Source organism: Rhizobium sp. 01T437 (genome assembly GCF_056398505.1).
Window position 1 is genome coordinate 462,540 of the sequence record NZ_JBFTPM010000002.1, and the last position, 25,854, is coordinate 488,393.

The window sequence follows — 25,854 nt, forward strand, 5'->3', positions numbered from 1 at the left end:
TTCAGTCGCCCTTGTTGCCGAACATCTTCTTCAGCATCTCGGCCATGGGACCGGTTGCAGGAAGCTTCTGCTGGCTCTGATTGCGGGCCTGATGGATATGGGACTTTCCCGCCGGCTTCTTCTCCTGTTTCGGCTTTTCCTCTTCCGCCTTACCGCCCAGCGCCAGCGCGATCTTGTTCATGAGCTGGGAATCCTCTTTGCGGACCAGCATCTCGGCATTGTCGGCGAGCGTGTCGAGCAGTGGCTCCAGCCAGTCGCTGTCAACCTTGGCGAAATCGCCGAGCACATGGTTATGCACCAGTTCCTTGACGCCGGGATGGCCGATGCCAAGGCGCAGGCGGCGGTATTCCTTGCCGCAATGCGCATCGAGCGACTTGATGCCGTTGTGGCCTCCATGGCCGCCGCCGGTCTTCAGCCGCGCTTTGCCGGCTGGCAGATCGAGCTCGTCATAGATCGCCACGAGATCGGAAGGCTGCAGCTTGTAAAAGCGCATGGCTTCGCCGACTGCTTCGCCCGACAGATTCATGAAGGTCTGCGGCTTGATCAGCAGCACCTTCTCACCCGCCAGCTCGCCTTCGGAAATCTCAGCCTTGAACTTCTTCGACCAGGGCGAAAAGCTGTGGCGGCGGTAGATGGCATCCACCGCCATGAAGCCAATATTGTGCCGGTTGCCGGCATATTTCGCGCCGGGATTGCCGAGACCCGCAATGATCAGCATGGCCTGTCTTCCTTGCAAGAGCTGTTGGCGTTCACCACCGCGAAATGGCGGCAAAGTCAAGTGGCAAAGGCGGGCGTGAACGGCAGGCGGCCGATCATTTCAGCAGATGCAGACCATATTTCAGGAAGATCTGCTTCTGTTCACCGCTGGCGATCAGCTTGTCCAGCGAGGCCCGCATGCGGCCCAGAAGATCGTCCGGGAAGTTCTTCTCGCAGGCAATACCCATCGGCTGGGAGGACAGCACCGTCACCATTTCCAGCGGCTGGTCGGCCTTCAGCTTGTCGAAATAGAGTTCGGAGATCGGCATCATGTCGATGCGCCCGCCAAGCAGCTTTCGCAGCGTTGCGTTGAAATCGCTGGCGACGTCGAGCTTGGTAAAGCCCTTCTCCTTCAGCGTCACTTCGGTGTAATCGTCGCGCTGCGTGCCGATCACATATTTCTTCGCCTCTTCGAGATTGGTGGCAGAGACGCCCGAACCCTGGCGGGTGATCAGGATGTTGCGGTCTACAAGAAGCGGCTCGACCCATTTGAACAGGCTGTCACGGGCGGCATTGTGGGCGGTCGCGAATACGCAGGTCATCGGTGTCGCGCGCGCGAGACTGAAGGCGCGGGCCCAGGGCATTATCTCGATCGTATACTCGACGCCGATATCGGCCATGATCTTCTCGACCTGCTCGACGGTCGCGCCCTTGATGACTTTTCCGTCGCGGTAGTTGAAGGGGGCGTATTCCTCGGTCACGAAGGATACCGTCTCGGCCGAGGCGGATGCGGCAAAACAGGGCAGGGTCAAAAGTGCAAGAAGCAGCAGCTTTTTCATCGCGATACCTCCCGTATCTCGTCAGTTCATGAAGCACGCGCCACGTTCGGCAGCGAGCTGCTTAGTTCCTCGATCAGCTTGGCGGCATTCTGCGGACGGTGGAACAGATAGCCCTGACCATAATCAAGGCCCATCTGGTGCAGCGTACTGCATTCCTCCTCCGTCTCGATGCCTTCGGCGATGACGGTGCAGTTCATCTTGTGCGACAGCGTGGTGATGCCTTCGATCAACATGCGGCTCTTCTGGCGCACGTCATCGTCAGCATCATTGATGGCGCGCGTGAAGGACTGGTCGATCTTGATGATGTCGACCGGGAAGCGATTGAGATAGCTCAGCGACGAGTAGCCGGTACCGAAATCGTCAAGCGCGATGCGGCAGCCGAAGCGGCGCAGTTCCGTCACGATCATACGGATCTGCGGGTTGTCGTGCATCAGCACAGCCTCCGTGATCTCGACGACGATACGATCCGGCAGGATGCCATGGCGGCCGAGGATGGCGGCAAGGCGGGCGGCAAGCGCCGGCTCGAACTGCAACGGCGAGAAATTGATCGCGAGATAGCTGTCCTGCATGCCGGGCAGGCGAGAAATCTTCGCCAGATTGGCGATCGCCTTTTCCATGATGACATTGCCGACGCGGACGATCTTGGCAGTCTCTTCGGCCACGCTGACGATCTCGGCCGGCGGCATGAGACCCTTCTGGGGGTGATTGAGGCGCATCAACGCCTCGAAGCCGGCGATACCGCGGCCGTTCAGGTTGACGATCGGCTGGAGATAGGCCTCGAACCAGTCGTCGGCGAGGCCGGCTTCGATATGGGCTTCGATCTCGGCGCGGCGGCGGGCATGATCGAGCATGCCGCTATCGAAGATCTGTGCGCCGTTCTTGCCGTCGCGCTTCTTGGCGTACATGGCCATGTCGGATTTCTGCAGCAGTTCGGCAGCGGTCGCGGCGTGGCGAGGATAGATAGCGATACCGACAGAGGCGCTGAGATGCATGTCCGGGCCGAAGGGTGTCTCGAAGATCGAAGCGATCTGGTCGCACATGGCGCGGGCACGCTTTTCGGCATTCTTGGCCGGCAGCAGGATGGCGAATTCATCGCCGCCTAGACGGGCAGCTTCATCGGAGGGGGCAAGCAGCGTCTTCAGCCGTTCCACGAGTTCAATGAGGGCAGCATCACCTGCTGCGTGGCCCATATTGTCGTTGATCCACTTGAAGCGGTCGAGGTCGACGAAGAGGCAGGCGAGTTCCTGATCGGCGGCATCGGCGGCTGCGATCTTGCTGTCGAGCACGGCTTCGAAGCCCTGGCGGTTCAATAGGCCGGTCAGATGGTCTGATATCGCCTGGCGATGGTTGCGGTCTTCGGAGGCCTTCAGCTCCGTCACATCGGTCATGACGGAGAGCGACTGACCTTCCTGTCCATGGGTCGTGAGTGCCGATTCCATGATGAGGACGTCCATGATGCGGCCGTCCATGCAGATGAACTTGACGGTGACGTCACCTGTGCCGTTCTCACGCTGGCTCTTGCGCTTGATGAACTTGTCGCGGGTGAAGGAGGTAACGAGATCGGAGAAGCTCCGGCCGATGACGGCGGCGCGGTGATAACCGGTCGCAAGCAGCCAGTAGTCGCTGACGGCGGTGATGCGGTCTTCCTCGTCGAGGGAGAAGAGCATGGCGGGCGTTAGGTTGTAGATGTCGGTGGCGCGGCGATGCGCGAGCTTCAGCTCGGTTTCCTCGTTTTCAAGCTTCGTCTGCATTTCGTTGAAGCTCTGGGCGAGGCGGCCCATTTCGTCGTTCGACTGCCAGTCGACATGGTGGCGGGAGCCGAGCTGGCGTGTCGCCTCGATCGCAGCCGTCAGGCGCATCAGAGGCTGGATGACGAAGATGCGGTTGCCGATGAGCGCGGTCGCGAAAACGGCTAGCACCGCGAAAATGAAGATTGAGATGAAGACGACCTCTTCCTGCTTCAGGCCGGAAAACAGTCCGAGTGCCGGATAGAAGACGGAAATGCTGCCGAGGTTCTTCGGTCCATCGACGGTGTTGTAGATGATGGCGCGGGAAACCTGAACCAGCTTGCCATCGAAGGACCTTGGAATGGTCGACTGGCTGACATCGAGCTCGCCGGACTGGTCGCGGACCTCCACCTTGACGATGGCGCCCTGCGAAACGACCGTCGCGCTGATCTGGGTCACGCTATCGGCATCGAGATCCCAAAGCGGCTTGGCGAGCGCCTGAGCATTCGCCACAAGAAGAACGGAAATATGGTCGCGTATTTCCTTATCGGCGCGTTCAGAGGAAAGGAAAAGAAAAAGAACAAAGAGGGGAGCTACAAAAACAAGCAGCGCGCCGCAAACAATCGCAAAAAATCTGTTCTCAACGGAATTATTCATGGTTCCGTTTGCTCCACGGGGTCGGAATATTCTGCGGTTGCGCAGCAGGGCGGGGACTTCGCAACCAGCCGGAGCATGCTTCCATGAATGTGTTAAATGTTGCTGAAATGGGCTTTTTTCGATAATGAAAAAGCCCGCCTTCCTCACGGAAAACGGGCCTTATGCTTTACAAATTGGTAGAAGCGATCAGGCTTGTGCTTCGCCTTCGGCAGCAGCTTCGTCGATGCCGCCAGCCGGAGCAATGATCGTCGCGATGGTGAAGTCGCGATCTGCGATGACGGGCGTTACACCCTTCGGCAGGGTGACTTCCGAAATATGAATGCTGTCGCCGATCTTGTGACCGGAAAGGTCAACCGTGAAGAATTCCGGGATGGCGTCAGCCGGGCAGTGAACTTCGACTTCGTGACGAACGATGTTCAGAACGCCGCCGACCTTGAGGCCCGGGGACTTGTCTTCGTTGACGAAGTGAACCGGGATTTCAACGGTAACCTGGGTGTTGCCAGATACGCGCAGGAAATCGACGTGCATCGTGAAGTCGCGGACCGGATCGAGCTGGTAGTCCTTCGGCAGAACCTTGTACTTCTTGCCGTCGACGTCGATGGTCGCAACGGTGGTCATGAAGCCACCGGCATGAATGCGCTTCGTCACCTCATTGGTGTTGATAGCGATAGAAACTGGGGCCTGCTTGTCACCATAGATGACAGCGGGAATAAAGCCGTTGCGGCGGAGTTCACGGGCGGACCCCTTACCAACCCGTTCGCGCGCCTCGGCCTTGAGCTCGTAAGTTTCGTGGCTCATGGCTAGTCCTTTCGAGGTTATTTGGAGAGCCCGCGGCGGCTGCGAAGCCTTGTGCCGTCGGACCGGAGGTGGGCAAGCCCATCCTCATCCGCGTTGCCTCCAAGGGTGTCTACGCGGACGCGTGGCCTATAATATAAGTGTCACGCAAACGCAAGCGGTGACAGGCTCTGTCGAGAAGAGCGATGCCGTTGGCCGTATCCGCTGTACACTCGAAAGATCGCGAAATGCAATCCCTGGTGTTTTGCAAGTAATTCCAAAAACCGCTGATAAGCCTTCGTTGTTCGGGCGTTAATCACAAAGTCGAACAGAAGGTTCCACTTTACCTGTGAAGGCGCCGGATTATCCCTTCTTTAACGCGGCAAGACCGATGTCGAGCTTGAAAAGAATGGGTTTTCTCATGTTTGCGATCGTATACTGCCTGACATACCAACACGACCTGACGCTGGTTCTTCTGGCTGCCGTATTATGCCTTGTGTCCAATTTCGGAACGATCCTGTTCCTGAGAAGCGCTGGCAGGTCAAACGGCGTGCCGCGCTGGATCTGGCTTTCCGTGGCGGGGGCGGCCGGCGGCTTCGGCATTTGGTCGACGCATTTCGTCGCTATGCTCGCCTATGATCCGGGCATCGTTGTCGGTTATGATCGCGATCTGACGCTTATTTCGCTCGGCGCGGCCTTTGCCTCTACCTTTGTGGCAGGCCTTGCCGCGGTGTCGCTTCCGGGTTCTCAGGCCAATATTGCTGCAGGCCTTGTCTTTGGCGTCGGCGTCGCAGCCATGCATTTCGTCGGCATGGCCGGTCTGCAGGTTCCTGGGACCATCGTCTGGGATCGACATCTCGTTATCGCTGCGCTGATCATATCGGCTGCCATGGCGACTTGGGGATTTACGCTCACAAAGAACTGGAAGGGTTCGAACTGGAGCATTCTCGCTGCGGCGTCTACGCTGTCGCTCGGCATCGTTTTGATGCATTTCACCGCGATGGGCGCGCTGACGATTATCGAAGGGGGCGCAAACGCGATCGAGCCGCAGGCGCTTTCGAAACCGTTCCTTCTGGTGACCATTCTCGTCGTATCGATCTCAATGCTCGCCTCGGGCATTTCGGCATCGATCATTGCGTTTCGCGCCGCCAAGCAGGCGAGTGCAAGCGAGACTAGGTTTGAGCTGCTCCTGCAGGGCGTGACGGATTACGCAATCTACATGCTCGATCCTTCAGGCGTCGTGACGAACTGGAATGCCGGGGCGGAACGCGCGAAGGGCTACAGCGCCGCTGATATCGTCGGCCAGAACTTCGCCCGGTTCTACTCCGCAGAGGATCAGCGGAATGGCCTTCCGCAGCGAGCTCTCGAATCCGCTCTCGCCAATGGCAGGTTTGAGGCAGAGGGGCTGCGTTTTCGCAAGGACGGATCCTCGTTCTGGGCACATGTCGTCATCCAACCCGTGTATGACGATGGCCATCATCTCATCGGATACGCGAAGATTACCCGTGATATCACGCAGGCTAAGATCGACGGGGACCGCATCAAAGAAGTATCGAGGAACCTCGATCTGGCACTGGAGAACATGAGCCAGGGTATCTCGATGTTTGACCACAATGAGCGGCTGATCCTCGCAAACGCCAGGTATAGCCAGCTCTTCGGATTCCCTGCGAATTTCATTCGCCCAGGTCTTGCCTATTCCGAGATCGTTCGCAGCGGCTATCAGATCGTTTTTGGCGATAGTGATGCTGCGGATTCGAGGGCGACCGATCACTATCGCAGGCATATGGCGACCATGCGCTCCGGCCAGAAGACCCTGGTGCATCAGACGACGAGCGGCCGGTCAATTCTTGCGACGTTTAATGTTCTCGCGGATGGTGGCTGGGTTACGACATTCGAAGACATTACCGAACGGCTGGCGCGCGAAGAGAAAATCGCGTTCATGGCCAAGCACGATGCTTTGACCGGTCTTCCGAACCGTCCCACCTTCAATGACTATCTCTCGCATCAGCTTACAATTGCCAAAAGGCTGTCGACCAAGGTTGCGGTGATCGGCATCGATCTGGATAAATTCAAAGAAATCAATGACCAGATGGGCCATGTCGCAGGCGATTTCGTGTTGAGCACATTGGCCGCACGGTTGAACGGGATCCTGCGTGACGAGGAGCTCGTCGCCAGGCTTGGCGGCGATGAGTTCGCGGCTGTGAAGCGCTTCAATGACAGGGCAGAGCTGGACGACTTCGTTGCGCGGCTGGAAGCCACGCTCATGGAGAAGATGGATTTCGAGGGGCATCACATCGTCCCCGGCGCAAGCGTTGGTGTCGCACTTTACCCCGAGGCCGGCGAAAACGCCGAAACGCTTCTCGCAAACGCAGATCTGGCCATGTATCGCGCAAAACACGAGGTCGGGCGCAATGTCTGCTTCTATGAGGAGTCCATGGATGAAGTGTCGCGCGACAGGAGAAGGCTGGCGCGTGACCTCTGGGTCGCGATCGAGCGCGACCAGATGTACCTTCACTATCAGGTGCAGAAGTCGGTGGCGACCGGCAAGACGACTGGCTACGAAGTGCTGCTCAGATGGAACCATCCTGAGCGCGGAAATATCCCGCCCGTCGATTTCATTCCGATTGCCGAGGAATGCGGTGCGATCATGCCGATCGGAGAATGGGTCCTTCGCGAGGCATGCAGGGAAGCGGTCAGTTGGAAGGACGACATCAAGATCGCCGTCAATATTTCGCCCATCCAGATCGCCCATGCAAACATCGCCGAGCTGGTTCGCTCCGTCCTCCAGGAAACGGGCCTGCCAGCATCGCGGCTCGAACTTGAAATAACCGAGTCATCGATCATCGTCGACAAAAGCAAGGCGCTGCTTGCAATGCGCGCGCTCAAGCAGCAGGGCGTTGCGATCGCGATCGACGATTTCGGAACAGGCTATTCGTCGCTCGAGACCCTTCGCTCGTTCCCCTTCGACAAGATCAAGCTCGATCGCAGCTTCATGAACGAAGTCGAGACCAGTCAGGAAGCAAAGGCGGTCATTCGCTCCATCCTGGCGCTGGGACGCGGCCTGTCGATCCCCGTGCTTGCTGAAGGAGTCGAAACGCTGAGCCAGCTCGAACTATTGACATCCGAAGGCTGCGACGAAGCCCAAGGCTACTATTTCGGTCGCCCGGCGCGAATGGAACAACAATCGGTCACGTTCAACACTGCGGCCTGACGCAGGGCGAGATCAGGATCGAGGGCCTTCGCGTGCGGCAGTGCCCGGCAGCATACGTTCGCTCTCAGCCGTGATCGCAAAATAACATTTGTCCAAACGTGGCGGGTTGACACCGGAAGATATCCGATCTTCCTATGGCCGCATTCAAAGCGGCTGAGGAGAGTGTGAATGCGTCTCAAACTTGTCACGACAACAAGCCTTGTTGCCCTATCGCTGTTCGGGGCAGCGCAAGGGGCTGAGATCAATCAGGACGGAGCGAACAAGCTTCGCGACAGCCTGACGGGCTTCCTGCCCAAGGATTTCGCAAAGAGCGGTTTCGTGACTGTCAACCCGGCGGGTACCCGCTATGAGGTTATCTACGATCTCGCCAAGCTGCTTTCGAAAGTGGATACGACCAAGTACGTGGTGAACGGGCTGACGCCCTGGTCGGTCTTCGCTACACCGCTCGACAGCGGGCTCTGGAATCTCGAAGGCAACAACAGCTTCAACATCTCCGGCAACGTCAAGGGGCCGGACGACAAGAGCACTGACTTCACCTATTCCATTGCCTCGATGGTCTATAACGGCGTCTTCGATCCGGCGATCGCTTATCTGCGTTCCGGCGATTTCAAGGCCAGCGATATCCACCTCACGTCGAAGTCCGATGCCGACCAGGTCGATGCGAGCTTTGCCGGCATGAATTACAGGCTCGATTCGACTGACAGCGCCAGCGGCAATGGCCGACTGGACTTCAAGGCGAACGGCGCGTTTACCGCGCTGTCGGAGACGGTTACCAGCGCGCAGACGCCGCCGGTCACCATCAAGGCGGATTCGATCGACTTCAATGCCGATGTGGCCAGCCTCCCGGCGAAGGAAATTCGCGATATCGTCTTCTTTGTCCTTGACCATGTGGATGAGAAGGAGCTCAGCAAGGAAGACGGCGAAAAGCTGAAGTCCGTCCTCAAGGCATCCTTTCCGCTATTCTCCTCGGCCAACGAAACGATCACGGTAAATAATCTGACGCTCGGCACCGTCGCCGGAAGTGGCGGCGCCAAGGCCTTCGGCTATAATTTCTCGGTCGACGGACCGAGCGATGCGGTCCGATTTGCCTTCGGCATGAATGCCCAGGAGGTCACGCTCGACAGCCCGGTCGTGCCGGCGAGCTACCACGCCTTCCTGCCGAAGAGCATCGATATGCAGATCGCTGTGCCGGACATGGATTTCGCCGCTTTCGGCGACGAGTTCATGAAGATCGATTTCTCGTCGGGCAACAATTCGGAAGAAAGCGGCAAGCTGGCTGCTGAAAAGCTCTTCCACGACGGCGTCGTCGTCGTCGACCTGCCGAAGTTCACAGCGGTCTCGGATGTCTACGATATCGACGTCACCGGCAAGCTGCAGGGCCGCGTCGATACGCAGAAGGATTATTCGCTCCAAGCTTCGATTTTGGCGCGCGATCTCGACAAGTCGATCGCTGCCATCCAGGAGCTTGCCAAGAGCGATCCGAACCTCCAGCAGGTCTCCTTCGGCGTGATGATGGCCAAGGGCTTTGCCAAGACGGACCCGGATGGCCGCTCGCGCTGGGATATCAGCGTCGCCGGCGACGGTTCCGTGGCGATCAACGGCCAGCAGATCAAGGGGCCGGATGCCGAGGAACCGGATCAGGATCAAGATCAGGGGCTGGAGCCAGACCAGGAGCAGGGGCAGGAACCGGAGCAAGGTCAGCCGCAATAAGTGCTCTGAACTGCAGCCTGAAACGAAAGGAGCCGGCCTCGTGCCGGCTTTTTTGCGTCTGATGTCACAGGCATATTGGTCGGCAAATCGATTGCTGCCGTTCAGGAGCTCACAAGAAAGGACCTGATCTCTGCCAGGTCGGCTTTGGGATGATGATGGCCAAAGGCTTTGCTGACACCGACAGCTCTGACGGCAATGGTGCGCGGAGGACACAGTGACCGTTAATGGTCAATCTCTGAGAGAACCACACAGCACGGATCAGCGGTAAATGTCAGGGAACTGCAGTTCGAAGATCAAAAGAGCCGGTCGAATGCCGGCTCTTTTAGTCGAAGAGGCTGGAGACGGACTCTTCCTGGGCCGTACGGCTGATGGCTTCGCCGATCAGCGGTGCTGTCGTCACGACGCGGATATTGTGGGCCGAAAGCACGGCCGTGGTCGGCTGGATCGAGTCCGTGATGACGAGTTCGCGCAGCTTCGAGGAGGTCACGCGGGTGACCGCGCCGCCGGAGAGGACGCCGTGGGTGATATAGGCGGTGACGCTGGATGCGCCCTTGGCGAGCATCGCATCGGCCGCGTTGCAGAGCGTGCCGCCGGAATCGACGATGTCGTCGATCAGCAGGCAGTCCTTGCCGGTAATGTCGCCAATGATGTTCATGACTTCGGATTCACCCGGCCGATCGCGACGCTTGTCGACGATGGCCAGAAGACAGTCCAGCCGYTTGGCGAGCGCGCGGGCGCGCACCACGCCGCCGACGTCAGGCGAGACGACCATGACGTTGCTGAGGTCATAGTGGCTCTTGATGTCGCGCGTTAGCACGGGAAGAGCGAAGAGATTGTCTGTGGGTATATCGAAGAAGCCCTGGATCTGCCCGGCATGGAGATCGAGCGTCATGACGCGGTCGGCGCCAGCTTCGGTGATGAGGTTTGCGACCAGCTTGGCGGAGATCGGCGTGCGGCCGGAGGCTCGGCGGTCCTGACGGGCATACCCGAAATAGGGGAGAACGGCAGTGATGCGGCGGGCTGACGAACGACGCATGGCGTCGATCATGATCAGCAGTTCCATCAGGTGGTCGTTGGCGGGAAAGGCGGTCGGCTGAACGAGGAAAACGTCCTCACCGCGCACATTTTCCTGGATCTCCACGAAGATTTCCTGATCGGCAAACCTTCGGACACTGGCTTTCCCTAAGGGAACATTGAGATAGTTGCAGATCGCTTCGGCGAGTTGCCGGTTCGAATTGCCTGCGAAAACCTTCATCTTGGTCCGCCTGTTATGCGCTGATAGCCGCGCTTTTTAGCCAGCTTCCCGGTGAATGCAAGGGCTAAGGCGTCACATACTTTTATATTTATAAAAAGCTTGTGACTAACCGCCCTGGCTTTGCCGCCAGGATGTGAACTCGGTGATCGTCTTTGAGGCGATCTGCTGCATCACGGAGGCGGGCACGCCGGCCCAGGGATCGGTCGCCGCCGTCGGCACGCTTTCCTGTCCCTGAATGCGGTGCAGGCGGGCGCCGGCATTGTCAAGCACGTCCCAGACATAGACCACGGTGACCTTGCCCTCGTCGCTGAAAGCGGAGAGGTAACCCTTCAGAATATAGTCGCTGCTGGTGTCGTTGGAGCTCTTGATGGCGAGGCCATGAGCGCGGGCCTCCGCGCCAAGCTGGCGGGACAGCGGGGTGACGGCCTGTACGGGCGCACCGATGATGGGCAGGAAGCGCACCGTATTGCCGCGTACCGAGGTCGATGACGAAACCGAAGGGTCAAGCGCCGCTGTCTGCGTCGGCTGCTGCGGTGCCGGTTGCTCGGTGGCGGCGGATGGTGGCGCTAGTGATTGGCCTTCGATCGGTCCGGAGGCAGCGGTCGAAGAGCCGTCACGGGAAAGCGCATCGGCCTGGGCTTGCATGGTCGTCGGCGGAACGCCGGTGCCGGGCCGGTAGGCCTGCGCTTGGTAGTTCGGCTGGGTCGGATAGGTCTGCTCGCTGTAGGCTGGCGTATAGCCGTTCCGGCGGGGTGCCGCCGGGAAGGTCCGTTGCGGCGCTCCGGCCATACGCTCGGCTTCGCTCTGCGTCACCGGTGTGGATGAGCGCTGACTCATCGAAGAGCCGCCGATTTCCATCGGCGGCGTGAGCGTCAACGCATCGGTCGTGTTGCAAGCAGAAAGCAAGGCAAGACAGATCAGGAGCGTGGGCGCAGTCGCAACTCGCGTCATCCCTCGGTTCGTCCTTCCCACAATCGCATCAGCCCCGTGCGAATTTATGGGGGTGGGGGGACCTGTCTGTCAATTCCGGATTCTTGCCGGTGATTGCGGAGGTTAGACCCCGATGAAATCCAGCGGATGGCGCGAAAGTGCACGCGGGGCTTCACCTGTCGTCAGATAGGTCTGTCCGAGGGTCATGGCCGTGCCGGTGTCGGAATCGGCAATGATCATGTGCACGAAGAGCGACATGCTCGGCTCAATCGGCTGCGGATTGCCTGCATGGAACATCTGGTGCTCCATCCAGGACGGTGAGAAGCGGGCGCCGAGCGAGTAGCCGCAAGCATTCAGGCGATGGCGGGCAAGGCCGCGCTCGTCCATGATCCTGGCATGCATGTCGAAGACATCGCCGAAAGTATGGCCAGGCTTCAGCACGGTCTCGATCGCCTGGATCGTTTCGAGGCAGGCATTGTAGAGTTCTCGGTGGCGGTGCGTCGGCTCGCCGATGACGATCGTGCGCATCATGGCGGCATGATAATGCGCGTAAACACCGGCCCATTCGAGAGTCAGCTGGTCATTGGCGTCGAGCTTGCGGCGGCCGGCCTTGTAGCGGCAGAGCAGGGCGTCGGCGCCGGAGCCGATGATGAATTCGTTGGCCGGATAGTCGCCGCCGCCGGAGAAGACCGCGCCCTGCATGGCGGCGAGGATATCGGCCTCATCGGCACCGGGCTTGGCCAGGCGGATCGCTGCGTCCAGCGCATCGTCTGCCAGCACGGCGGCATGCTCGACATAGGCAACCTCGGTCGGGCTCTTGATGAGGCGCAGGTGGCTGACGAGGTAGGAAGCGTCACTGATCTGGCCGAAGGTCGTCAGCTGCGCGTCGAGCAGTCGGGCGACGCGGCCAGTCATACCATGCGTGTCGTATTCGACGCCGATGCGGGCGCCGAGCAGGTCCATTTCAACGAGCAGGTTCTTGAGGTCCATCGTCGGATCGGCATTGACGCGGTCGACCCAGACATGAATGTCCTCGATGACCGAGGTGTGCCGGGCCTGACGCAGGTCGGCCGAGCGGGTGAGGAGCGTCATTGTGCTGTCAGCCTTGACGACCAACGTCTGGAAGAAGCAGTAGCCGAACGTGTCGTAGCCGGTCAGCCAGTACATGCTTTCCTGCGCAAAGAGCAGCAGGGCGTCGAGCTTTTCTTCCTTCATCTTGTCCGTCAGGCGGGCAAGCCGGCTTGCGAATTCAGCCCGTTCGAAATGAAGTGCCATGCTGCTTACATCTCCCTGATGCTGATCGCCGAAATCTGGCGGCCGTAATCCGGCTCCTTTTTATGTGTGGTCCGCCGATAGGAAAAAAAGCGCTCGCTATCGGGATAAGTGCAGAGACCGAGGCTTTCGGCGCGCACGCCCGCGTTTTTCAGCCGCTCGACGGTCAGGCCTGGCAGGTCGAACATGGCGTGACCCGCTGACGGGGAAGGGATGAAGTAACGCTCATAGGCCGGATCATAAGCAAGGAAGCGCTCGATGAATTCCGGACCGACCTCATAACTTGCCTGGCTGATCGAGGGGCCGAGGCAGGCAACGATATTGGCCCTGTCGGCACCAAGGGCTTCCATGGCATCGATGGTGTTTTCAAGCACACCTGTCAGCGCGCCCTTCCAGCCGGCGTGGGCGGCACCGATGACGCGGTTTTCGGGGTCGGTGAAGAGGATTGGGCCGCAATCGGCGGCGAGCACACCAAGCGCGATACCCGGTGTCGCAGTCACCATCGCGTCCGCCGGCGGCCGCACACCATCATAGTTGGGCCCGATGGTGACGACGTCAGGCGAATGGACCTGATGGACGGTTGCCAGTCGCTCTACCGGCAGGTCGAACCAGGCGGCGACGCGTCTGCGGTTCTCCTGCACATTTTCGCGTTCGTCATGCGAGCCAAGGCCGACATTGAGGCCGCGATAGATGCCCTGCGAAACGCCGCCTGCGCGGGTGAAATAGCCGTGGCGGATCGCGCCGCCGGCCGCTTCGTTCAGCAGCGCGCTTTCGATCGGTGCGGGAGAGGCCGCGTCTGTCATCTGATATTCCGGAACTTTTGGAGAGGGATCGACGTCATCCTGGCCGGACATCGTCCGGCGAAGCGTTGTCATTTTGCGGCGGATGTTGGCGAGCGTAAGGCTGGCTGTCAATCCACCGGACGGAACGGCATCAGGTCGATCGCCGGATAGGAGACGGCGAGCACCTTGAAGAGTTCGCCCATGCGACCTTCTCCTGCACCGGCGAGTCGCTCGACCGCGCTCTGGATGATCTGCTGCGTGTTCGGCTCGCGGTCGCGGCCGAGGGCTGCAGCGCGTTCGAGGATGCCGAGGCCGGTCAGGAAGTCGCCCTGGTGCAGTGCGCCGTTAATGTGGACGCCGGCAGACGCTGCCGTTTCGGCAAGCTGCTGGAAATCGACATGGCTGGTCAGATCCGCTTCGCCGGGATGGGCAAGCGGCGGATCGAATTCGTGCATTCGCACGGCCTGCAGCGTATCGCCGAAACCGGTGACGAGATGTCCGTAGTCGATCGCAAGCGCCGTGCCACTGAAGATCCGCAGCCTTTCGCAGATGGCGCTCATGACCGCCTGGCGGGCAGGCGAAATCTCGAACAGGGTGCCGACCGGCACGTTTTGCGCGGGTTCCGGCAGCAGCGTTGGATCGAGGCCGGCGACGCCGGCCGCAAACATCAGTTCGCCATCGGCGTCGAGGCCGACCATGCGTTCACGAAAGCCGGTCGAGGTGCGGATGAACTGGCGGATCGGGATCGCGTCGAAGAGTTCGTTGGCGACGATCAGCGTGAAGCCGGGGGGCACTTCATCAAACCCGCCATGCCAGCTGATCTTGCCTTCATAGGCCTCCAGCGTCTGGCTCTGGACATCGCGCAGGCGTTCGCTGGTTTCGACGAGATGGATCGTCATGTTGTCGAAGAGCGGCGGGGCGATGCGCGATATCACGCGCAGCATGTCCGCCATCATCGTACCGCGGCCGGGGCCGATTTCGACGAGGCGGACGCCGGCAGGCGTTGCGTGGCGCTGCCAGGCGTGGACGACGAAGACGCCGATCATTTCGCCGAAGAGCTGGCTGACCTCAGGTGCTGTGACGAAATCGCCCGAACGGCCGAAGGGCTCGCGGGTGCGGTAATAGCCGTGTTCGGGATCGGCAAGGCAGAGCGAAAAATAGTCGGTGACGCTGAGCGGCCCGTTTGCCTGGATGATCGTCTTGATCTTTTCGCTTAATGCGGTGGTCATGGCGGTCGTTCCGGGAGCTTCAGTGCTGCAGGGCAGCAGCCTGGCGGCGGGCGCGGAAGATCGCCCAAATGCCGAGCAGGATCATCGGGAGGGACAGGACTATGCCCATCGTCAGCCAGTTTGTGCCGAGCAGATAGCCGAGCTGCGCATCCGGCTCGCGGAAGAATTCCACGAAGATGCGCGAGAGCGCGTAGCCGCAGACGAAGACACCGGTGATGAGCCCGGGGCTCTTCAGGGCCTTGGCGCCGTAGACGAGGGCGGCAAGAACGAGCAGCAGGACGATGCCCTCGAGGCCGGCTTCATAGAGCTGGCTCGGATGGCGGGCGAAGGGGCCGCCAGTCGGAAACACGACTGCCCAAGGCACATCCGTCAGCCGGCCCCAGAGCTCGCCGTTGATGAAATTGGCGATACGGCCGAAGAACAGGCCACAGGGCACGACCGTCGCAACGATATCGAAGAGGCTCCAGATCGGGATGCGGTTGCGGCGGGCAAAGAGTATCATGGCGATCGTCGTGCCGGTCAGGCCGCCATGAAAGGACATGCCGCCGTTCCAGATCTGCACGGCGCGGATCGGATTTTCGATGATGGCGCCGAGATCGTAGAAGAAAATGTAGCCGATGCGGCCGCCGAGAACGATGCCTAGGGCTGCCCAGACGATGAAGTCGTCGAGCTGGGCCCTTGTTATGGGCGAGGTATTGTTCGGCCAGAGTGTATCGTTTGCAGCAATGCGGCGGGCATAGGCCCAGCCGAGCAGGATGCCGGCGACATAGGCCAGGCCATACCAATGAATCGCCAGCGGGCCGATCGAAAAAGCGATCGGGTCGATATTAGGGAAAGGCATTATAGCAAGAAGATCAGCAGCTATCGGCAAGGTTTTCCCACCCGTTGAGATGCGCGGAACATGGCGCTGCGATCTTTGGCGGTCAAGTGCATTGTTCGTCACGGCCCCGTGCGCAAGGGCTTATCCCGTGCAAAGCGCTTGCATCCTTAACGGCGAAGCCCTACCTCCATTTCAGTGGCCGCAAGGCCTGACATTCACGTCGTGCGAAGGGAGAAATACGCCATGACGACCGGAACGAACCGCATCATGGATGAATTCGCCAAGCTGATGACCGATGCGGCAGGTGCCGCGCAGGGTGTGCGCAAGGAGGTCGAGACCGCCTTCAACGCTCATGCCGAGCGCTGGCTGAACAGCATGGATGTCGTCAAGCGCGAGGAATTCGAAGCCGTGCGTGAAATGGCGATCAAGGCCCGTGACGAAAACGAGGCGCTCGCAGCCCGCATCGCTGCGCTCGAAGCCAAGCTCGCCGCAAAGGGCAAGTGATATCAGCTTAAAGAAGATGCTGTATAAGGTGCGGCGTGGCCCATATGTTACATGCCGCATCCTGGATAAAAAAATCGGGTGTGATTTTTCACCTGTGGACACTGCCAAAAAAGCCAATGGGCAGAGTCTTTTACCTCCCCCGCTGAATTTGATTCCATAAGTGCTTTCCACAGCAGGTCCGGCCAAATTTCCGTGAAGGGGGCTGGCAGGGTGCGAGGGGCATTATACACTGATTTTAAATGATGATTCGAAGCGAATTGGTAAGCTCCGGGCAGGTTCACTGCGTTAGTCTGGCAGCGGTTCAGCGATCATCCCCAGTGGTTGTTTCCGGTATTGCGTGTGTCTCGTTTTGTGTTTTTCACGAAGTTAGGCCGCATTCATTCCGGTCAAGAAGGTGCTGCATGAGCCTTATGGAATTGGAAGTCGAACGCCAGTCGAACCCGGTCGACATGATCGAGTACGTGGCTTCAAACAATGACTGGGCCTTCGAACGCTCCGGCGAAGACGAGATCGCGATGACGGTCGAAGGGCGCTGGGCCGACTATCACGTCTCCTTCTCGTGGATGGAGGAATTCGAAGCGCTGCATCTTGGCTGCGCCTTCGACATCAAGGTTCCCGAAATCAGGGTCAACGAGGTGGTGAAGCTGCTCTCGGCGATCAACGGCCAGGTGCTGATGGGTCATTTCGACCTGTGGCGCCAGGAAGATGTCGTCATCTTCCGCCAGTCGCTGCTGCTTGCCGGCGGTGCCGAGCCCACCAACCGTCAGGTGGAAGTTCTGCTTTCCAGCGCGCTCGATACCTGCGAAGCTTATTTTCAAGCTTTCCAGTTCGTCGTCTGGTCCGGTATGGAAGCCAACAAGGCGATGGAAGCGGTCCTCTTTGAAACCGTCGGTGAGGCGTAAAACATGCCTGCGAATGCCTTTTCCGCTGCCAATCCGGTCGTTCTCATCGGTGCCGGCAATATGGGCGGAGCGATGCTCTCCGGCTGGCTGAAGAGCGGCGTTCCGGGTTCTGCCGTGGTCGTGGTCGATCCCGGCCCACCGCCGGCGATGCTGGCAACCATTGCCGATGCGGGTGCCTCCCATGTCACGGCCGCTCCCGCCAGTCTCAAGGCCGGGGTCCTGTTCCTTGCCGTGAAACCGCAGGTGATGGAAGCCGTGCTTCCGACGGTCAAAAGTGTCGTCGGGCCTCAGACGGTGGTGGTTTCGGTCGCTGCCGGCAAGACGCTCGCCTTCCTCGAAAAGCATCTCGGCGAGGCGGCCATGGTGCGCGCCATGCCGAACACGCCTGCCATGGTCGGGCGCGGTGTGACGGGCGCGTATGCCAATGCGCGTGTCAGCGCTGAACAGCGCGACGGCGTCAATGCTCTTCTTCGTGTATCCGGTCCGGTCGAGTGGGTGCCTTCCGAATCCGATATTGATTCCGTGACGGCACTGTCGGGCAGCGGGCCTGCTTATGTGTTTTATCTCGTCGAGTGTATGGCAGAGGCAGGCCGTAAACTTGGCCTGCAGGCGGACCTTGCCATGCGTCTTGCGCGGGAAACTGTCGCGGGGGCTGGTGAGTTGCTGCACCAGTCCCCCGACGACGCTGCGCGCCTGCGCCAGAACGTCACCTCGCCGGGCGGCACGACTGCGGCGGCACTTTCCGTATTGATGGCTGAAGATGGCATGCAGCCACTGTTCGACGAGGCGCTCGCGGCGGCCCGCAAGCGCGCCGAAGAGCTCGCAGGCTGAGAAAGACCGTTATATGGCTGAAGAGATCACTTTTGCCGATTTCGAGCGTGTGGATATCCGTGTCGGGACTGTCATCGAGGCAAATCCCTTTCCGGAAGCACGAAAGCCGGCGATCAAGCTTCTGATCGATTTCGGCTCCGAGGTCGGCGTCAAGAAATCGTCGGCGCAGATCACGGTTCATTATTCGCCGGAGCGGCTCGTCGGGCGACAGGTGCTCGCCGTCGTCAACTTTCCGCCGCGCCAGATTGGTCCGTTCCGCTCGGAAGTGCTGACACTCGGTTTTGCCGATGAGAAGGGCGATATCGTCCTTGCGGCTGTCGAGCGGTCAGTGCCGAATGGCCAGAAGCTGATGTAGGTCGGCCAGACCGGTCAGCTGCGTTTTGCTATTGCATAAATGATCTGGTCTTCGCCGAAGCGCGAAGCGCATGTGCGGCTGACTTCACGGCAAGCAGGCTCAATGGATGTCGCGCGAGAGCGGGTCGCTCAATGTGAAATCGTGGAAGACGGCTTCGAAGCCGGCGCGTTGCGGTGAACAGAAGACAGGCCCGACCAGCGCGTCCTCGAAAGCCGGATCGAACCAGGCGAGGCGGGCCATGCGCCATTCGTCCATGGTGTCCGTGCTGTACTGAATGAACAGGGCGTCGCCGTTGCGGGTGGCGCGCACCGAGATGGCATCAAAGTCATGGCCGATGCGGAAGGCCGACCAGTCGGAATTGCCGTTGGTGACCACGGTGCTGAAATGCCTGGCCCCATCGGTATATTCGATCCCGCATTTCACCCAGTGCTTCTCATCAGCACGGATCATCAGGCCGGCCTGATCGTAGAGCGCTTCATAATTGCCGGAGAAGGTGACTTCGGCGGTGAAGTCACCCTTGCGGCTTTCATGCAGGAAGTGGCCGTCGTCGCGGTGGAAGCCGTAATAGGTGCCCTGCCAGAAATCGGTCTTTTCGCCGGAGCGGACATGGAGCGCGCCGTCACGTTGCTCGAAGAATGGTGGCGGGTTCAGCCAGCTCATATGTTTCATGTTCAGATCTCCCGCAGGAAGGGGTTCTCACGGCGTTCGTCACCGATGCGGCTGCCCGGGCCGTGGCCGCAGATAAAGCCGACATCGTCGCCGAGCGGCAGCACCTTGTCCCTGATGGAATCGAGAAGCTGGCGATGATTGCCACCGGGCAGGTCGGTACGACCGATCGAGCCGTTGAAGAGTACATCGCCCAGATGGGCAAATTTCTGGGCGCGGTTGAAATAGATGACGTGACCCGGCGCATGGCCCGGCGTGTGATAGACTTCGAATTCATGAGAGCCGAAGGAGATCTTGTCGCCATCCTTCAGCCAGCGGTCGGGCGTGACGTTCTGAAGGCCCTGTACGCCATATTTCGCGGCCTGGGTTTCGATGCGCTGCAGGAGCGGCAGGTCGTCCTCATGCGGGCCGACGATATCGACCCCGAGCTTTTCCTTGAGCTCCTTGGCGCCGCCGGCGTGGTCCAGATGACCGTGGGTGAGCCAGATTTCCTTGATCTTGAAGCCCTGCTCTTCGATCACGCCCGAAATGACAGAGACGTCGCCGCCGGGGTCGACAACCACGCCTTCCTTCGTATCGGGGTCGAAGAGAATGGTGCAGTTCTGCTGGAAGGGGGTTACCGGAATGATGCCGGCCTGGAGCATGCCCATGAATGCCTCGCTTCGCGTCTTTCAATTGCCTGTCTCTATAGGCGCAAACGCGGCCGAAGGCAGCCGGAATTTTCGGCCGGCTCACGCGGAAAGACAGGCTGCAACAGGAATTTATCGGCTTGCGGATGGCGGTTCGGCGCTACGGATAAGCGAATTTTTGAAGCGATTTCAGATGCTTGCTGCAGCCTTCTTTATGCCATTCTTCAGCCATGCCGGCCGCGGCGGAACAACCACGCAACCCGTGCGTTCTCAGCCCATCGCAACAAGGAGACCTTAGAATGACCTTGAAGAGAAACCTTTTGCTGGCCGGCGCCTTTCTGGCTGCGAGTGCCGGCCTTGCTCAGGCGGAGATGGTGGCGACGTCCATCAGCGACCTGAACATCCGCTCCGGGCCTGGCCCGCAATATCCCTCCGTCGGCCTTGCCACGCGCGGCTCGACTGCCGTGCTCGACGGCTGCATCGAAGGCAGCCGCTGGTGCCGGGTCGATGTAAACGGCGTGCGCGGCTGGGTCTATGCCGAATATCTGCAGGTCGATCAGGGCGGCTCGCCTGTCATCGTCGAGCAGCATCGCGACGATCTCGGCGTGCCTGTGGTGACTTATGAGACGACCTCCAGTGTCGTGCCGGCTGAACCGATGCCTGCACCTGGTGATGAGCTGATCGGTCCGGTCGGCTCGGTCGAGGCGATTACGCCGCCGGAGGAAGTCCGCAGCTATATCGACACCACGCCGGGGCAGGCCGTGAGGCTTGGCGGTGATGTGGTCGTCGGTGCCGAAGTGCCCGCCGACGTGACATTCGAGAGGATTCCGGATTACCAGTATCGCTATGTCCGCATCAACGATCAGCCGGTGCTGGTGGACCCGGGCACGCGCCGCATCGTGTATGTCTATCAATAAGCTCAATAAGCTCATGGGAAAGACGGCCATGCTGCCGCCTTTCTCCTTTCCTTGACGGATCCGCAGAGCTCTCGCATGGGTTGTCAGAATCCTCTACTTCTCCTCCTAAATATGATAATATTCTAACATGTCATCAGGTGATGGCATGAGTCGGCGATCGGGGAGATCGCCAGAGGAGAAAATCATGGAAGCGCTACTTCCGCTCATCACACAACTGGTTGCAGGCGCAGTCGGTGGCAATGTCGCAAGCGCCGCGCTGAAACAGCAGGCGATCAATGTCGTTGCGCGCACGATTGCGGGCGCCATCGGCGGCATTGGCGGCGGCATGCTGCTCAGCATGGTCGGCGGGGAAGCAGCAATGACCGGGCTGATTGCCGACGGCATTGGCGGATTGATCGGTGGCGGCATCCTTTCGACGGTCGCCGGGCTGGTTATGGCCAAGGCACGCTGAAGGTTCGGACGCGCTGGACGCTGGACAACGAAACGGCCCGGCAGACGCACGCGCCTGGCCGGGTCGGCATGATCGGTGGATGGTTTATTCGGCGGCGATAGCAGCGGCCGAAGAGACTTTCTTCCTGTAGTCGTTCATCAGCGCTTCGGAGATCGTCGCCGGCGTGACGCAATACGGACCGATTTCAGACACGAGAGTAACTTCCGCTGTCGAACCGGTCTGGCAGCGTCCGGAGAAGCTGCTTAGCTCTTCCGGGAAGAGTGCCCGTTCGACGACGTCAATGCCACGGCGTTTGGCGAGTTCAATCACCGTCCGGTGGTGATGCCGTTCAGGAAGCAATCCGGGGTCGGCGGGTGAATGACGCCATCCTCGACGAAGACGGTATTGGCGCCCTCGCCACGTTGATGCGGATCGCCTGGGCGGAAACGCTCATCATCTCACTCCCGCGCGTCGTGCGATCGGCCGGACGTAAGCTTCCGGGAACTGAAACCATCCTTGCCTCCTCTGGCGCGTTTGCGCCATGTCTGTTGATTGTTGTCCCCATTACGTTCTATCCACTGACGCAAGGGGAAATTGCGCGTTGCGTTGGAGATTTGCCGGGCTGGCTTTAGTTTCCGGGGAAAGAACAGTCCGCGCGGAGCCTGCAACGTTCGGGAGAGCTAGCGGCGACGCAAAAATACGTCAACAAAGCTGACATATTCTGCGAAAGTTTCGCAAGGCTCACGCCAAGAGAGAGGAAATGCCGAGTGCCACGACAGACCAGCTCGAAAGCAGGCAAACCTGAGCCGCTGGCCACGCCGATGGAGGATGTCGGGATCATCGATTTCGAGATCATCGAGCTGTTCTTCTTCGCTTATCGCGACTTCGTATCCGATCCCGATGCCATTCTCGAAAAGAGCGGTTTTGGGCGGGCGCATCACCGCGTCGTGCACTTCGTCAACCGAAATCCGGGAATGACGGTCGCCGATCTGCTCGATACGCTGAAGATCACCAAGCAGAGCCTTGCAAGAGTGCTGAAACAACTGATCGATTCAGGCTATATTCGGCAAGTGGCAGGCCCGGAGGATCGCCGACAGCGCAAGCTCTATCCCACCAAATCGGGCAGGGAGCTGGCACTGGCGCTCGCCGAGCCGCAATCACGCCGTATTGAACGGGCATTCGAGGGAGCTACCTCGGAGGCGCGAGAAGGCGTAAAGGCATTCCTCAGAGGCATGCGGGACAGACAGAAGGCGGATTGAATGGCGGTCAAGACAGGCATTTCCGATGACGCGGCGCATCTTCTTGTCGTCGACGACGATACCCGTATCCGCGCGTTGTTGAACCGCTACCTGACGGAAAACGGTTTTCGCGTGACCATTGCCTCTGACGGGGCGGAGGCGCAGCGCAAGCTGGCAGGGCTCGATTTCGACCTCATCATCATGGACGTGATGATGCCGGGCGAATCCGGCATCGAGGTGACACGCGGGCTCAGGGCCGTGAAGAACGTGCCGATCATCATGCTGACGGCGCTTGCCGAATCCGACAGCCGTATTGCCGGGCTTGAAGCCGGCGCCGACGATTATCTTCCCAAGCCTTTCGATCCACGCGAACTCGTCCTGCGTGTCAACAATATCCTGCGGCGCAACAGCGGCGGCGATACACCGAAGATCGAGCAGATCATGTTCGGCCCTTACACCTTCTCGCTGACGCGCAAGGAACTGAAGAAGGCTGCGGAGGTGATCCGCCTGACGGACCGCGAGCAGGAGATCATGCTGCTTTTTGCCCGCCGGGCCGGCGACACGATCCCGCGGCACGAGTTGATCGGAGACGATGCGGAAGTCGGCGAACGTACCATCGACGTGCAGATCAACCGTCTGCGCCGCAAGATCGAGGATGATCCTGCCAATCCGGTCTGGCTGCAGACAGTGCGCGGTATCGGATACAGGCTGAGCATCGACTGAAACGACGGGTTCGGGACCGGCGCAAATGGTGACATTCGACAGCTTGCGGCGAGAAGACCGCTCTCCTGCGCCCGGCTGGCGCTGGTTCGTGCGCTGGCTGCGCCGGCGATTGCCGACGGGCCTTTATACGCGTTCGCTGCTCATCATCATCATTCCGATGGTGCTCCTGCAGTCGGTCGTTGCCGCCGTTTTCATGGAGCGTCACTGGCAGATGGTGACGGAGCGGCTGTCGCTTGCCGTGACCCGCGATATTGCTGCCATCATAGAGGTCATCGACACCTTTCCGCAGGATGCTGATTATAGCGATATAACCCGCATTGCCCGCGACCAACTCAACCTGCAGATTTCGATCGAGCCGGATGGAGATTTACCGCCGCCGCGTATCAAGCCGTTCTTCTCGATCCTCGACGGCATCCTGAGCGACGAGATCACCGAGGAGATCCGCCGGCCGTTCTGGATCGATACCGTCGGCAATTCCAACCTCATCGAGATCCGTATCAAGCTCGACAACCGCATCCTGCGTGTGATCACAAAACGCAGCCAGGCCTATGCATCGAACACGCATATTTTCATTCTCTGGATGGTCGGCGCGTCACTCGTGCTGATCGCCATCTCAATCCTGTTCCTGCGCGGCCAGATTCGGCCGATCCTCAATCTGGCGCGGGCGGCGGAAAACTTCGGCAAGGGACAGAAGGCCGACAGTTTCTATCCGCGCGGCGCCGACGAAGTTCGCCGCGCCGGCCTTGCTTTCATTCTCATGCGTGAACGTATCGAGCGGCAGATGGAGCAGCGCACGGCGATGCTCTCTGGCGTCAGCCACGACCTCAGAACCATCCTGACGCGCTTCAGGCTGCAGCTGGCGCTCGCCGGGGACAACCCTGATCTTGCCGGGCTCAACGATGACGTCAACGACATGCAGACCATGCTGGAGGCCTATATGGCCTTTGCCAAGGGTGAGGTGGAGGAGGATGTCGGCGAGCTGAAGCTCAGCGAGATCTTCGAGAAGCTCGAGATCGATTTCGAGCTGCATGGCAAGGTGTTGACCTATTCCATCGAGGGCGAGGACCATATCTCGGTGCGCCCTAATGCCTTCCTGCGACTTGTGACCAATCTGGCCTCGAATGCAAGGCGCTATGCCGACACGCTCCATATCGAGGCCAAGCATGGTGCGAAGTGGCTGACGATTGTCTTCGATGACAATGGTCCCGGCATTCCGGAGAAGTACCGGGAGGATGTGTTCAAGCCTTTCTTCCGGCTGGATAGCGCACGCAATCTCGATGCTTCGGGCACCGGTCTCGGGCTTGCCATCGTGAGGGATATCGCGCGTAGCCACGGCGGCAATATCACGCTTGGCGACAGCCCGCTCGGTGGGCTGAGAGCGACTGTGCGTCTTCCGGCCTAGCTTTTTGCAGCCGGTTCGGGGACGTCGAATTCATTCAGGTGGATGACGATCCAGCGCCAGAGCGAGACGACCTGGGTCAGCAGTTCGCGGCCGAGCGGCGTCAGCTCGTATTCCACGCGCGGAGGCACCTGCGGATAGAGCGTGCGGATGACGAGGCCGTCGCTTTCGAGCGTGCGCAATGTCTGTGTCAGCACCTTCTGGCTGATATCTTCCACCCGCTCCAGCACCCTTGAAAACCGCAAGGGGCTATCGGCCTCAGAAAGCACATGCAGGACTCGCAGCGGCCATTTCGCAGCGGCACGCTCCAGCATCTGCCGGGCCCGCGCATCCTGCTCGTCGCTCATGTCGCGGCAGAAATCGAAGATATCGTCTTTCATTGTAGTTACTTTCAGGTGTGTATAGATCTCCAAGGTACCTTCTTTCTATTGGAAACAATAGATCCTAAATGGACAGGGAACCGAAAAGGAGGTTTCCCATGTCGAAGGTTTGGTTGATTACAGGAAGTTCGCGCGGCCTCGGCCGGGCGTTGGCAGATGCCGTGCTCGAGGCCGGCGACAAGCTGGTCGCGACGGCGCGCGATCCCGGCCAGCTTGCCGATCTTGTCGATGCGTATGGCCCCCGCGTTCTCGCTCTACCGCTCGATGTGACCGATGAGGCGGCGGCGAAAGCCGCGGTGAAGATCGCGGACGAAACATTCGGCCGGATCGATGTGCTGGTCAACAATGCCGGTTACGGCAATGTCGCACCGATCGAGGATACCAGCCTTGCGGATTTCCGGGCGCAGATCGAGACCAATCTCTTTGGCACGATCATCATGACCAAGGCGGCGATCCCGGTCATGCGCGGGCAGGGGGCAGGACATATCATCCAGTTCTCCTCCGTTGGCGGCAGGATCGGTCCTGTCGGGCGTGCGCCCTATGCGGCGGCAAAATGGGGTGTCGAGGGCTTTTCCGAAGTGCTCTCCAAGGAGGTCGGGCCGCTCGGCATCAAGGTAACAGTGATCGAGCCCGGTGGTTTCCGCACGGATTTCGCCGGCTCGTCGACGGCGATTTACGAAGGCCGCCCGGAATACGCCAAAACGGTTGGTGCCACGGCAGATTACCAACGCAACTATAATGGCCGCCAACCCGGCGATCCGGCCAAGGCGGCCGCCGTGGTCCTGCACATTGCCTCGCTCGATACGCCGCCGCTACGCCTGCTGCTCGGCAGCGACGCGGCCACGGCCGTGGAGAAGGCGGATGCTGCGCGAATGGAAGCCGATCGCACCTGGCGCGTTGTCAGCCAGTCGACCGATTTTGAACAGGACGGAGGTGCCAAGCCTATGCCTTGGGAGAGGAAGGCCGGCTGAGGTGTAG

At 59.9% G+C, this 25,854-nt stretch carries 28 protein-coding genes and 1 pseudogene; 15 read left to right on the top strand and 14 right to left on the bottom strand.

From position 1 onward, the window contains the following. Nucleotide 1: 1 nt before the first annotated feature. The 3 genes from pth to AC1DM5_RS05710 all read right to left on the bottom strand — a co-directional run bounded on the left by pth (nucleotide 2) and on the right by AC1DM5_RS05710 (nucleotide 3,886). Nucleotides 2-718 carry an aminoacyl-tRNA hydrolase gene (gene pth / locus AC1DM5_RS05700; RefSeq protein ID WP_477820653.1) on the bottom strand — a complete coding sequence of 239 codons (717 nt, stop codon included), beginning with the start codon at nucleotides 716-718 and terminating at the stop codon, nucleotides 2-4. Between the two features lie 94 nt (nucleotides 719-812). After that, nucleotides 813-1,535 (bottom strand): substrate-binding periplasmic protein, encoded by a 723-nt coding sequence (locus AC1DM5_RS05705; RefSeq protein WP_477820652.1) that lies wholly within the window; start codon nucleotides 1,533-1,535, stop codon nucleotides 813-815. A gap of 26 nt (nucleotides 1,536-1,561) precedes the next feature. Beyond that, nucleotides 1,562-3,886 carry an EAL domain-containing protein gene (locus AC1DM5_RS05710; protein WP_477974762.1) on the bottom strand — a complete coding sequence of 775 codons (2,325 nt, stop codon included), beginning with the start codon at nucleotides 3,884-3,886 and terminating at the stop codon, nucleotides 1,562-1,564. On the opposite strand from AC1DM5_RS05710, the gene AC1DM5_RS05715 reads away from it, so the two are divergent. Next, nucleotides 3,791-4,006 carry a hypothetical protein gene (locus tag AC1DM5_RS05715; protein ID WP_477820659.1) on the top strand — a complete coding sequence of 72 codons (216 nt, stop codon included), beginning with the start codon at nucleotides 3,791-3,793 and terminating at the stop codon, nucleotides 4,004-4,006. The genes AC1DM5_RS05710 and AC1DM5_RS05715 overlap by 96 nt on opposite strands. Before the next feature lie 99 nt (nucleotides 4,007-4,105). On the opposite strand, the gene AC1DM5_RS05720 is transcribed toward AC1DM5_RS05715, so the two are convergent. Then, nucleotides 4,106-4,717 carry a 50S ribosomal protein L25/general stress protein Ctc gene (locus AC1DM5_RS05720; RefSeq protein WP_037100020.1) on the bottom strand — a complete coding sequence of 204 codons (612 nt, stop codon included), beginning with the start codon at nucleotides 4,715-4,717 and terminating at the stop codon, nucleotides 4,106-4,108. Nucleotides 4,718-5,114: 397 nt separating this feature from the next. On the opposite strand from AC1DM5_RS05720, the gene AC1DM5_RS05725 reads away from it, so the two are divergent. Together AC1DM5_RS05725 and AC1DM5_RS05730 are read left to right on the top strand one after the other, a co-directional pair. After that, on the top strand, nucleotides 5,115-7,904 hold the full coding sequence (locus AC1DM5_RS05725) for a bifunctional diguanylate cyclase/phosphodiesterase (protein ID WP_477820650.1): 2,790 nt from the start codon (nucleotides 5,115-5,117) through the stop codon (nucleotides 7,902-7,904). A gap of 168 nt (nucleotides 7,905-8,072) precedes the next feature. Further along, nucleotides 8,073-9,614 carry a hypothetical protein gene (locus tag AC1DM5_RS05730; protein ID WP_477820649.1) on the top strand — a complete coding sequence of 514 codons (1,542 nt, stop codon included), beginning with the start codon at nucleotides 8,073-8,075 and terminating at the stop codon, nucleotides 9,612-9,614. A 322-nt stretch (nucleotides 9,615-9,936) separates the two neighbouring features. Here AC1DM5_RS05730 and AC1DM5_RS05735 read toward each other — a convergent pair whose 3' ends face one another. The 6 genes from AC1DM5_RS05735 to lgt form a co-directional block, all read right to left on the bottom strand. Beyond that, nucleotides 9,937-10,869 (bottom strand): ribose-phosphate pyrophosphokinase, encoded by a 933-nt coding sequence (locus tag AC1DM5_RS05735; protein ID WP_007824382.1) that lies wholly within the window; start codon nucleotides 10,867-10,869, stop codon nucleotides 9,937-9,939. Between the two features lie 105 nt (nucleotides 10,870-10,974). After that, a complete protein-coding gene (locus AC1DM5_RS05740) occupies nucleotides 10,975-11,820 on the bottom strand; it encodes a hypothetical protein (protein WP_477820648.1) in 846 nt (281 codons plus the stop codon). A gap of 102 nt (nucleotides 11,821-11,922) precedes the next feature. Further along, on the bottom strand, nucleotides 11,923-13,074 hold the full coding sequence (locus AC1DM5_RS05745) for a M24 family metallopeptidase (RefSeq protein ID WP_477820647.1): 1,152 nt from the start codon (nucleotides 13,072-13,074) through the stop codon (nucleotides 11,923-11,925). Between the two features lie 5 nt (nucleotides 13,075-13,079). Continuing rightward, nucleotides 13,080-13,874: a peptidoglycan editing factor PgeF gene (gene pgeF, locus AC1DM5_RS05750; RefSeq protein ID WP_477820646.1), complete on the bottom strand. Its 795-nt coding sequence runs from the start codon at nucleotides 13,872-13,874 to the stop codon at nucleotides 13,080-13,082. 107 nt (nucleotides 13,875-13,981) lie between these two features. Beyond that, nucleotides 13,982-15,082 (bottom strand): class I SAM-dependent methyltransferase, encoded by a 1,101-nt coding sequence (locus AC1DM5_RS05755; RefSeq protein ID WP_477820645.1) that lies wholly within the window; start codon nucleotides 15,080-15,082, stop codon nucleotides 13,982-13,984. Nucleotides 15,083-15,101: 19 nt separating this feature from the next. Further along, a complete protein-coding gene (lgt, locus tag AC1DM5_RS05760) occupies nucleotides 15,102-15,953 on the bottom strand; it encodes a prolipoprotein diacylglyceryl transferase (RefSeq protein WP_477820644.1) in 852 nt (283 codons plus the stop codon). A 192-nt stretch (nucleotides 15,954-16,145) separates the two neighbouring features. Here lgt and AC1DM5_RS05765 point away from each other — a divergent pair, with 192 nt between their 5' ends. From AC1DM5_RS05765 to AC1DM5_RS05780, 4 genes are all read left to right on the top strand, one after another. Further along, nucleotides 16,146-16,406, top strand: coding sequence for an accessory factor UbiK family protein (locus tag AC1DM5_RS05765; RefSeq protein ID WP_113185736.1), 261 nt, complete (start codon nucleotides 16,146-16,148; stop codon nucleotides 16,404-16,406). Between the two features lie 401 nt (nucleotides 16,407-16,807). Beyond that, on the top strand, nucleotides 16,808-17,308 hold the full coding sequence (locus AC1DM5_RS05770; RefSeq protein WP_113323648.1) for a type III secretion system chaperone family protein: 501 nt from the start codon (nucleotides 16,808-16,810) through the stop codon (nucleotides 17,306-17,308). 3 nt (nucleotides 17,309-17,311) lie between these two features. After that, entirely contained in the window at nucleotides 17,312-18,139 is an 828-nt protein-coding gene (gene proC, locus AC1DM5_RS05775) for a pyrroline-5-carboxylate reductase (protein ID WP_477820643.1), read from the top strand. A gap of 13 nt (nucleotides 18,140-18,152) precedes the next feature. Next, nucleotides 18,153-18,494 carry a tRNA-binding protein gene (locus tag AC1DM5_RS05780; RefSeq protein ID WP_477820642.1) on the top strand — a complete coding sequence of 114 codons (342 nt, stop codon included), beginning with the start codon at nucleotides 18,153-18,155 and terminating at the stop codon, nucleotides 18,492-18,494. Between the two features lie 99 nt (nucleotides 18,495-18,593). Here the strand turns inward: AC1DM5_RS05780 and AC1DM5_RS05785 are convergent, their stop codons facing one another. Continuing rightward, nucleotides 18,594-19,163, bottom strand: a complete 570-nt coding sequence (locus AC1DM5_RS05785) for a DUF1349 domain-containing protein (protein ID WP_477820641.1) — start codon at nucleotides 19,161-19,163, stop codon at nucleotides 18,594-18,596. A gap of 2 nt (nucleotides 19,164-19,165) precedes the next feature. Then, nucleotides 19,166-19,810, bottom strand: coding sequence for an MBL fold metallo-hydrolase (locus tag AC1DM5_RS05790; RefSeq protein ID WP_477820640.1), 645 nt, complete (start codon nucleotides 19,808-19,810; stop codon nucleotides 19,166-19,168). Between AC1DM5_RS05790 and AC1DM5_RS05795 the strand changes: the two genes are divergently transcribed. The 3 genes from AC1DM5_RS05795 (at nucleotide 19,809) to AC1DM5_RS05805 (ending at nucleotide 21,157) form a co-directional block, all read left to right on the top strand. Then, on the top strand, nucleotides 19,809-20,087 hold the full coding sequence (locus tag AC1DM5_RS05795) for a hypothetical protein (RefSeq protein WP_477820639.1): 279 nt from the start codon (nucleotides 19,809-19,811) through the stop codon (nucleotides 20,085-20,087). The genes AC1DM5_RS05790 and AC1DM5_RS05795 overlap by 2 nt on opposite strands. Nucleotide 20,088: 1 nt before the next feature. Then, nucleotides 20,089-20,706: a DUF1236 domain-containing protein gene (locus tag AC1DM5_RS05800; RefSeq protein ID WP_477820638.1), complete on the top strand. Its 618-nt coding sequence runs from the start codon at nucleotides 20,089-20,091 to the stop codon at nucleotides 20,704-20,706. A gap of 184 nt (nucleotides 20,707-20,890) precedes the next feature. Continuing rightward, on the top strand, nucleotides 20,891-21,157 hold the full coding sequence (locus AC1DM5_RS05805) for a hypothetical protein (RefSeq protein ID WP_007824354.1): 267 nt from the start codon (nucleotides 20,891-20,893) through the stop codon (nucleotides 21,155-21,157). Between the two features lie 84 nt (nucleotides 21,158-21,241). Here the strand turns inward: AC1DM5_RS05805 and AC1DM5_RS05810 are convergent. Beyond that, a pseudogene (locus AC1DM5_RS05810) lies at nucleotides 21,242-21,549 on the bottom strand (aminotransferase class IV); the annotation flags it as partial. Here AC1DM5_RS05810 and AC1DM5_RS05815 point away from each other — a divergent pair. From AC1DM5_RS05815 to AC1DM5_RS05830, 4 genes are all read left to right on the top strand, one after another. Continuing rightward, nucleotides 21,511-21,768, top strand: a complete 258-nt coding sequence (locus tag AC1DM5_RS05815) for a hypothetical protein (protein ID WP_477820637.1) — start codon at nucleotides 21,511-21,513, stop codon at nucleotides 21,766-21,768. The pseudogene AC1DM5_RS05810 and the gene AC1DM5_RS05815 sit on opposite strands and share 39 nt — an antisense overlap. Nucleotides 21,769-21,903: 135 nt before the next feature. Further along, entirely contained in the window at nucleotides 21,904-22,395 is a 492-nt protein-coding gene (locus tag AC1DM5_RS05820) for a MarR family winged helix-turn-helix transcriptional regulator (protein WP_310386998.1), read from the top strand. Then, nucleotides 22,396-23,097 carry a response regulator gene (locus AC1DM5_RS05825; RefSeq protein ID WP_007824352.1) on the top strand — a complete coding sequence of 234 codons (702 nt, stop codon included), beginning with the start codon at nucleotides 22,396-22,398 and terminating at the stop codon, nucleotides 23,095-23,097. Between the two features lie 25 nt (nucleotides 23,098-23,122). Next, nucleotides 23,123-24,499 (top strand): ATP-binding protein, encoded by a 1,377-nt coding sequence (locus AC1DM5_RS05830; RefSeq protein WP_477820636.1) that lies wholly within the window; start codon nucleotides 23,123-23,125, stop codon nucleotides 24,497-24,499. Here AC1DM5_RS05830 and AC1DM5_RS05835 read toward each other — a convergent pair. Next, on the bottom strand, nucleotides 24,496-24,876 hold the full coding sequence (locus AC1DM5_RS05835) for a winged helix-turn-helix transcriptional regulator (RefSeq protein WP_477820635.1): 381 nt from the start codon (nucleotides 24,874-24,876) through the stop codon (nucleotides 24,496-24,498). The two genes, AC1DM5_RS05830 and AC1DM5_RS05835, sit on opposite strands and share 4 nt — an antisense overlap. A 98-nt stretch (nucleotides 24,877-24,974) precedes the next feature. On the opposite strand from AC1DM5_RS05835, the gene AC1DM5_RS05840 reads away from it, so the two are divergent. Then, nucleotides 24,975-25,847, top strand: a complete 873-nt coding sequence (locus AC1DM5_RS05840; RefSeq protein ID WP_477820634.1) for an oxidoreductase — start codon at nucleotides 24,975-24,977, stop codon at nucleotides 25,845-25,847. The last annotated feature ends 7 nt before the right edge of the window (nucleotides 25,848-25,854 follow it).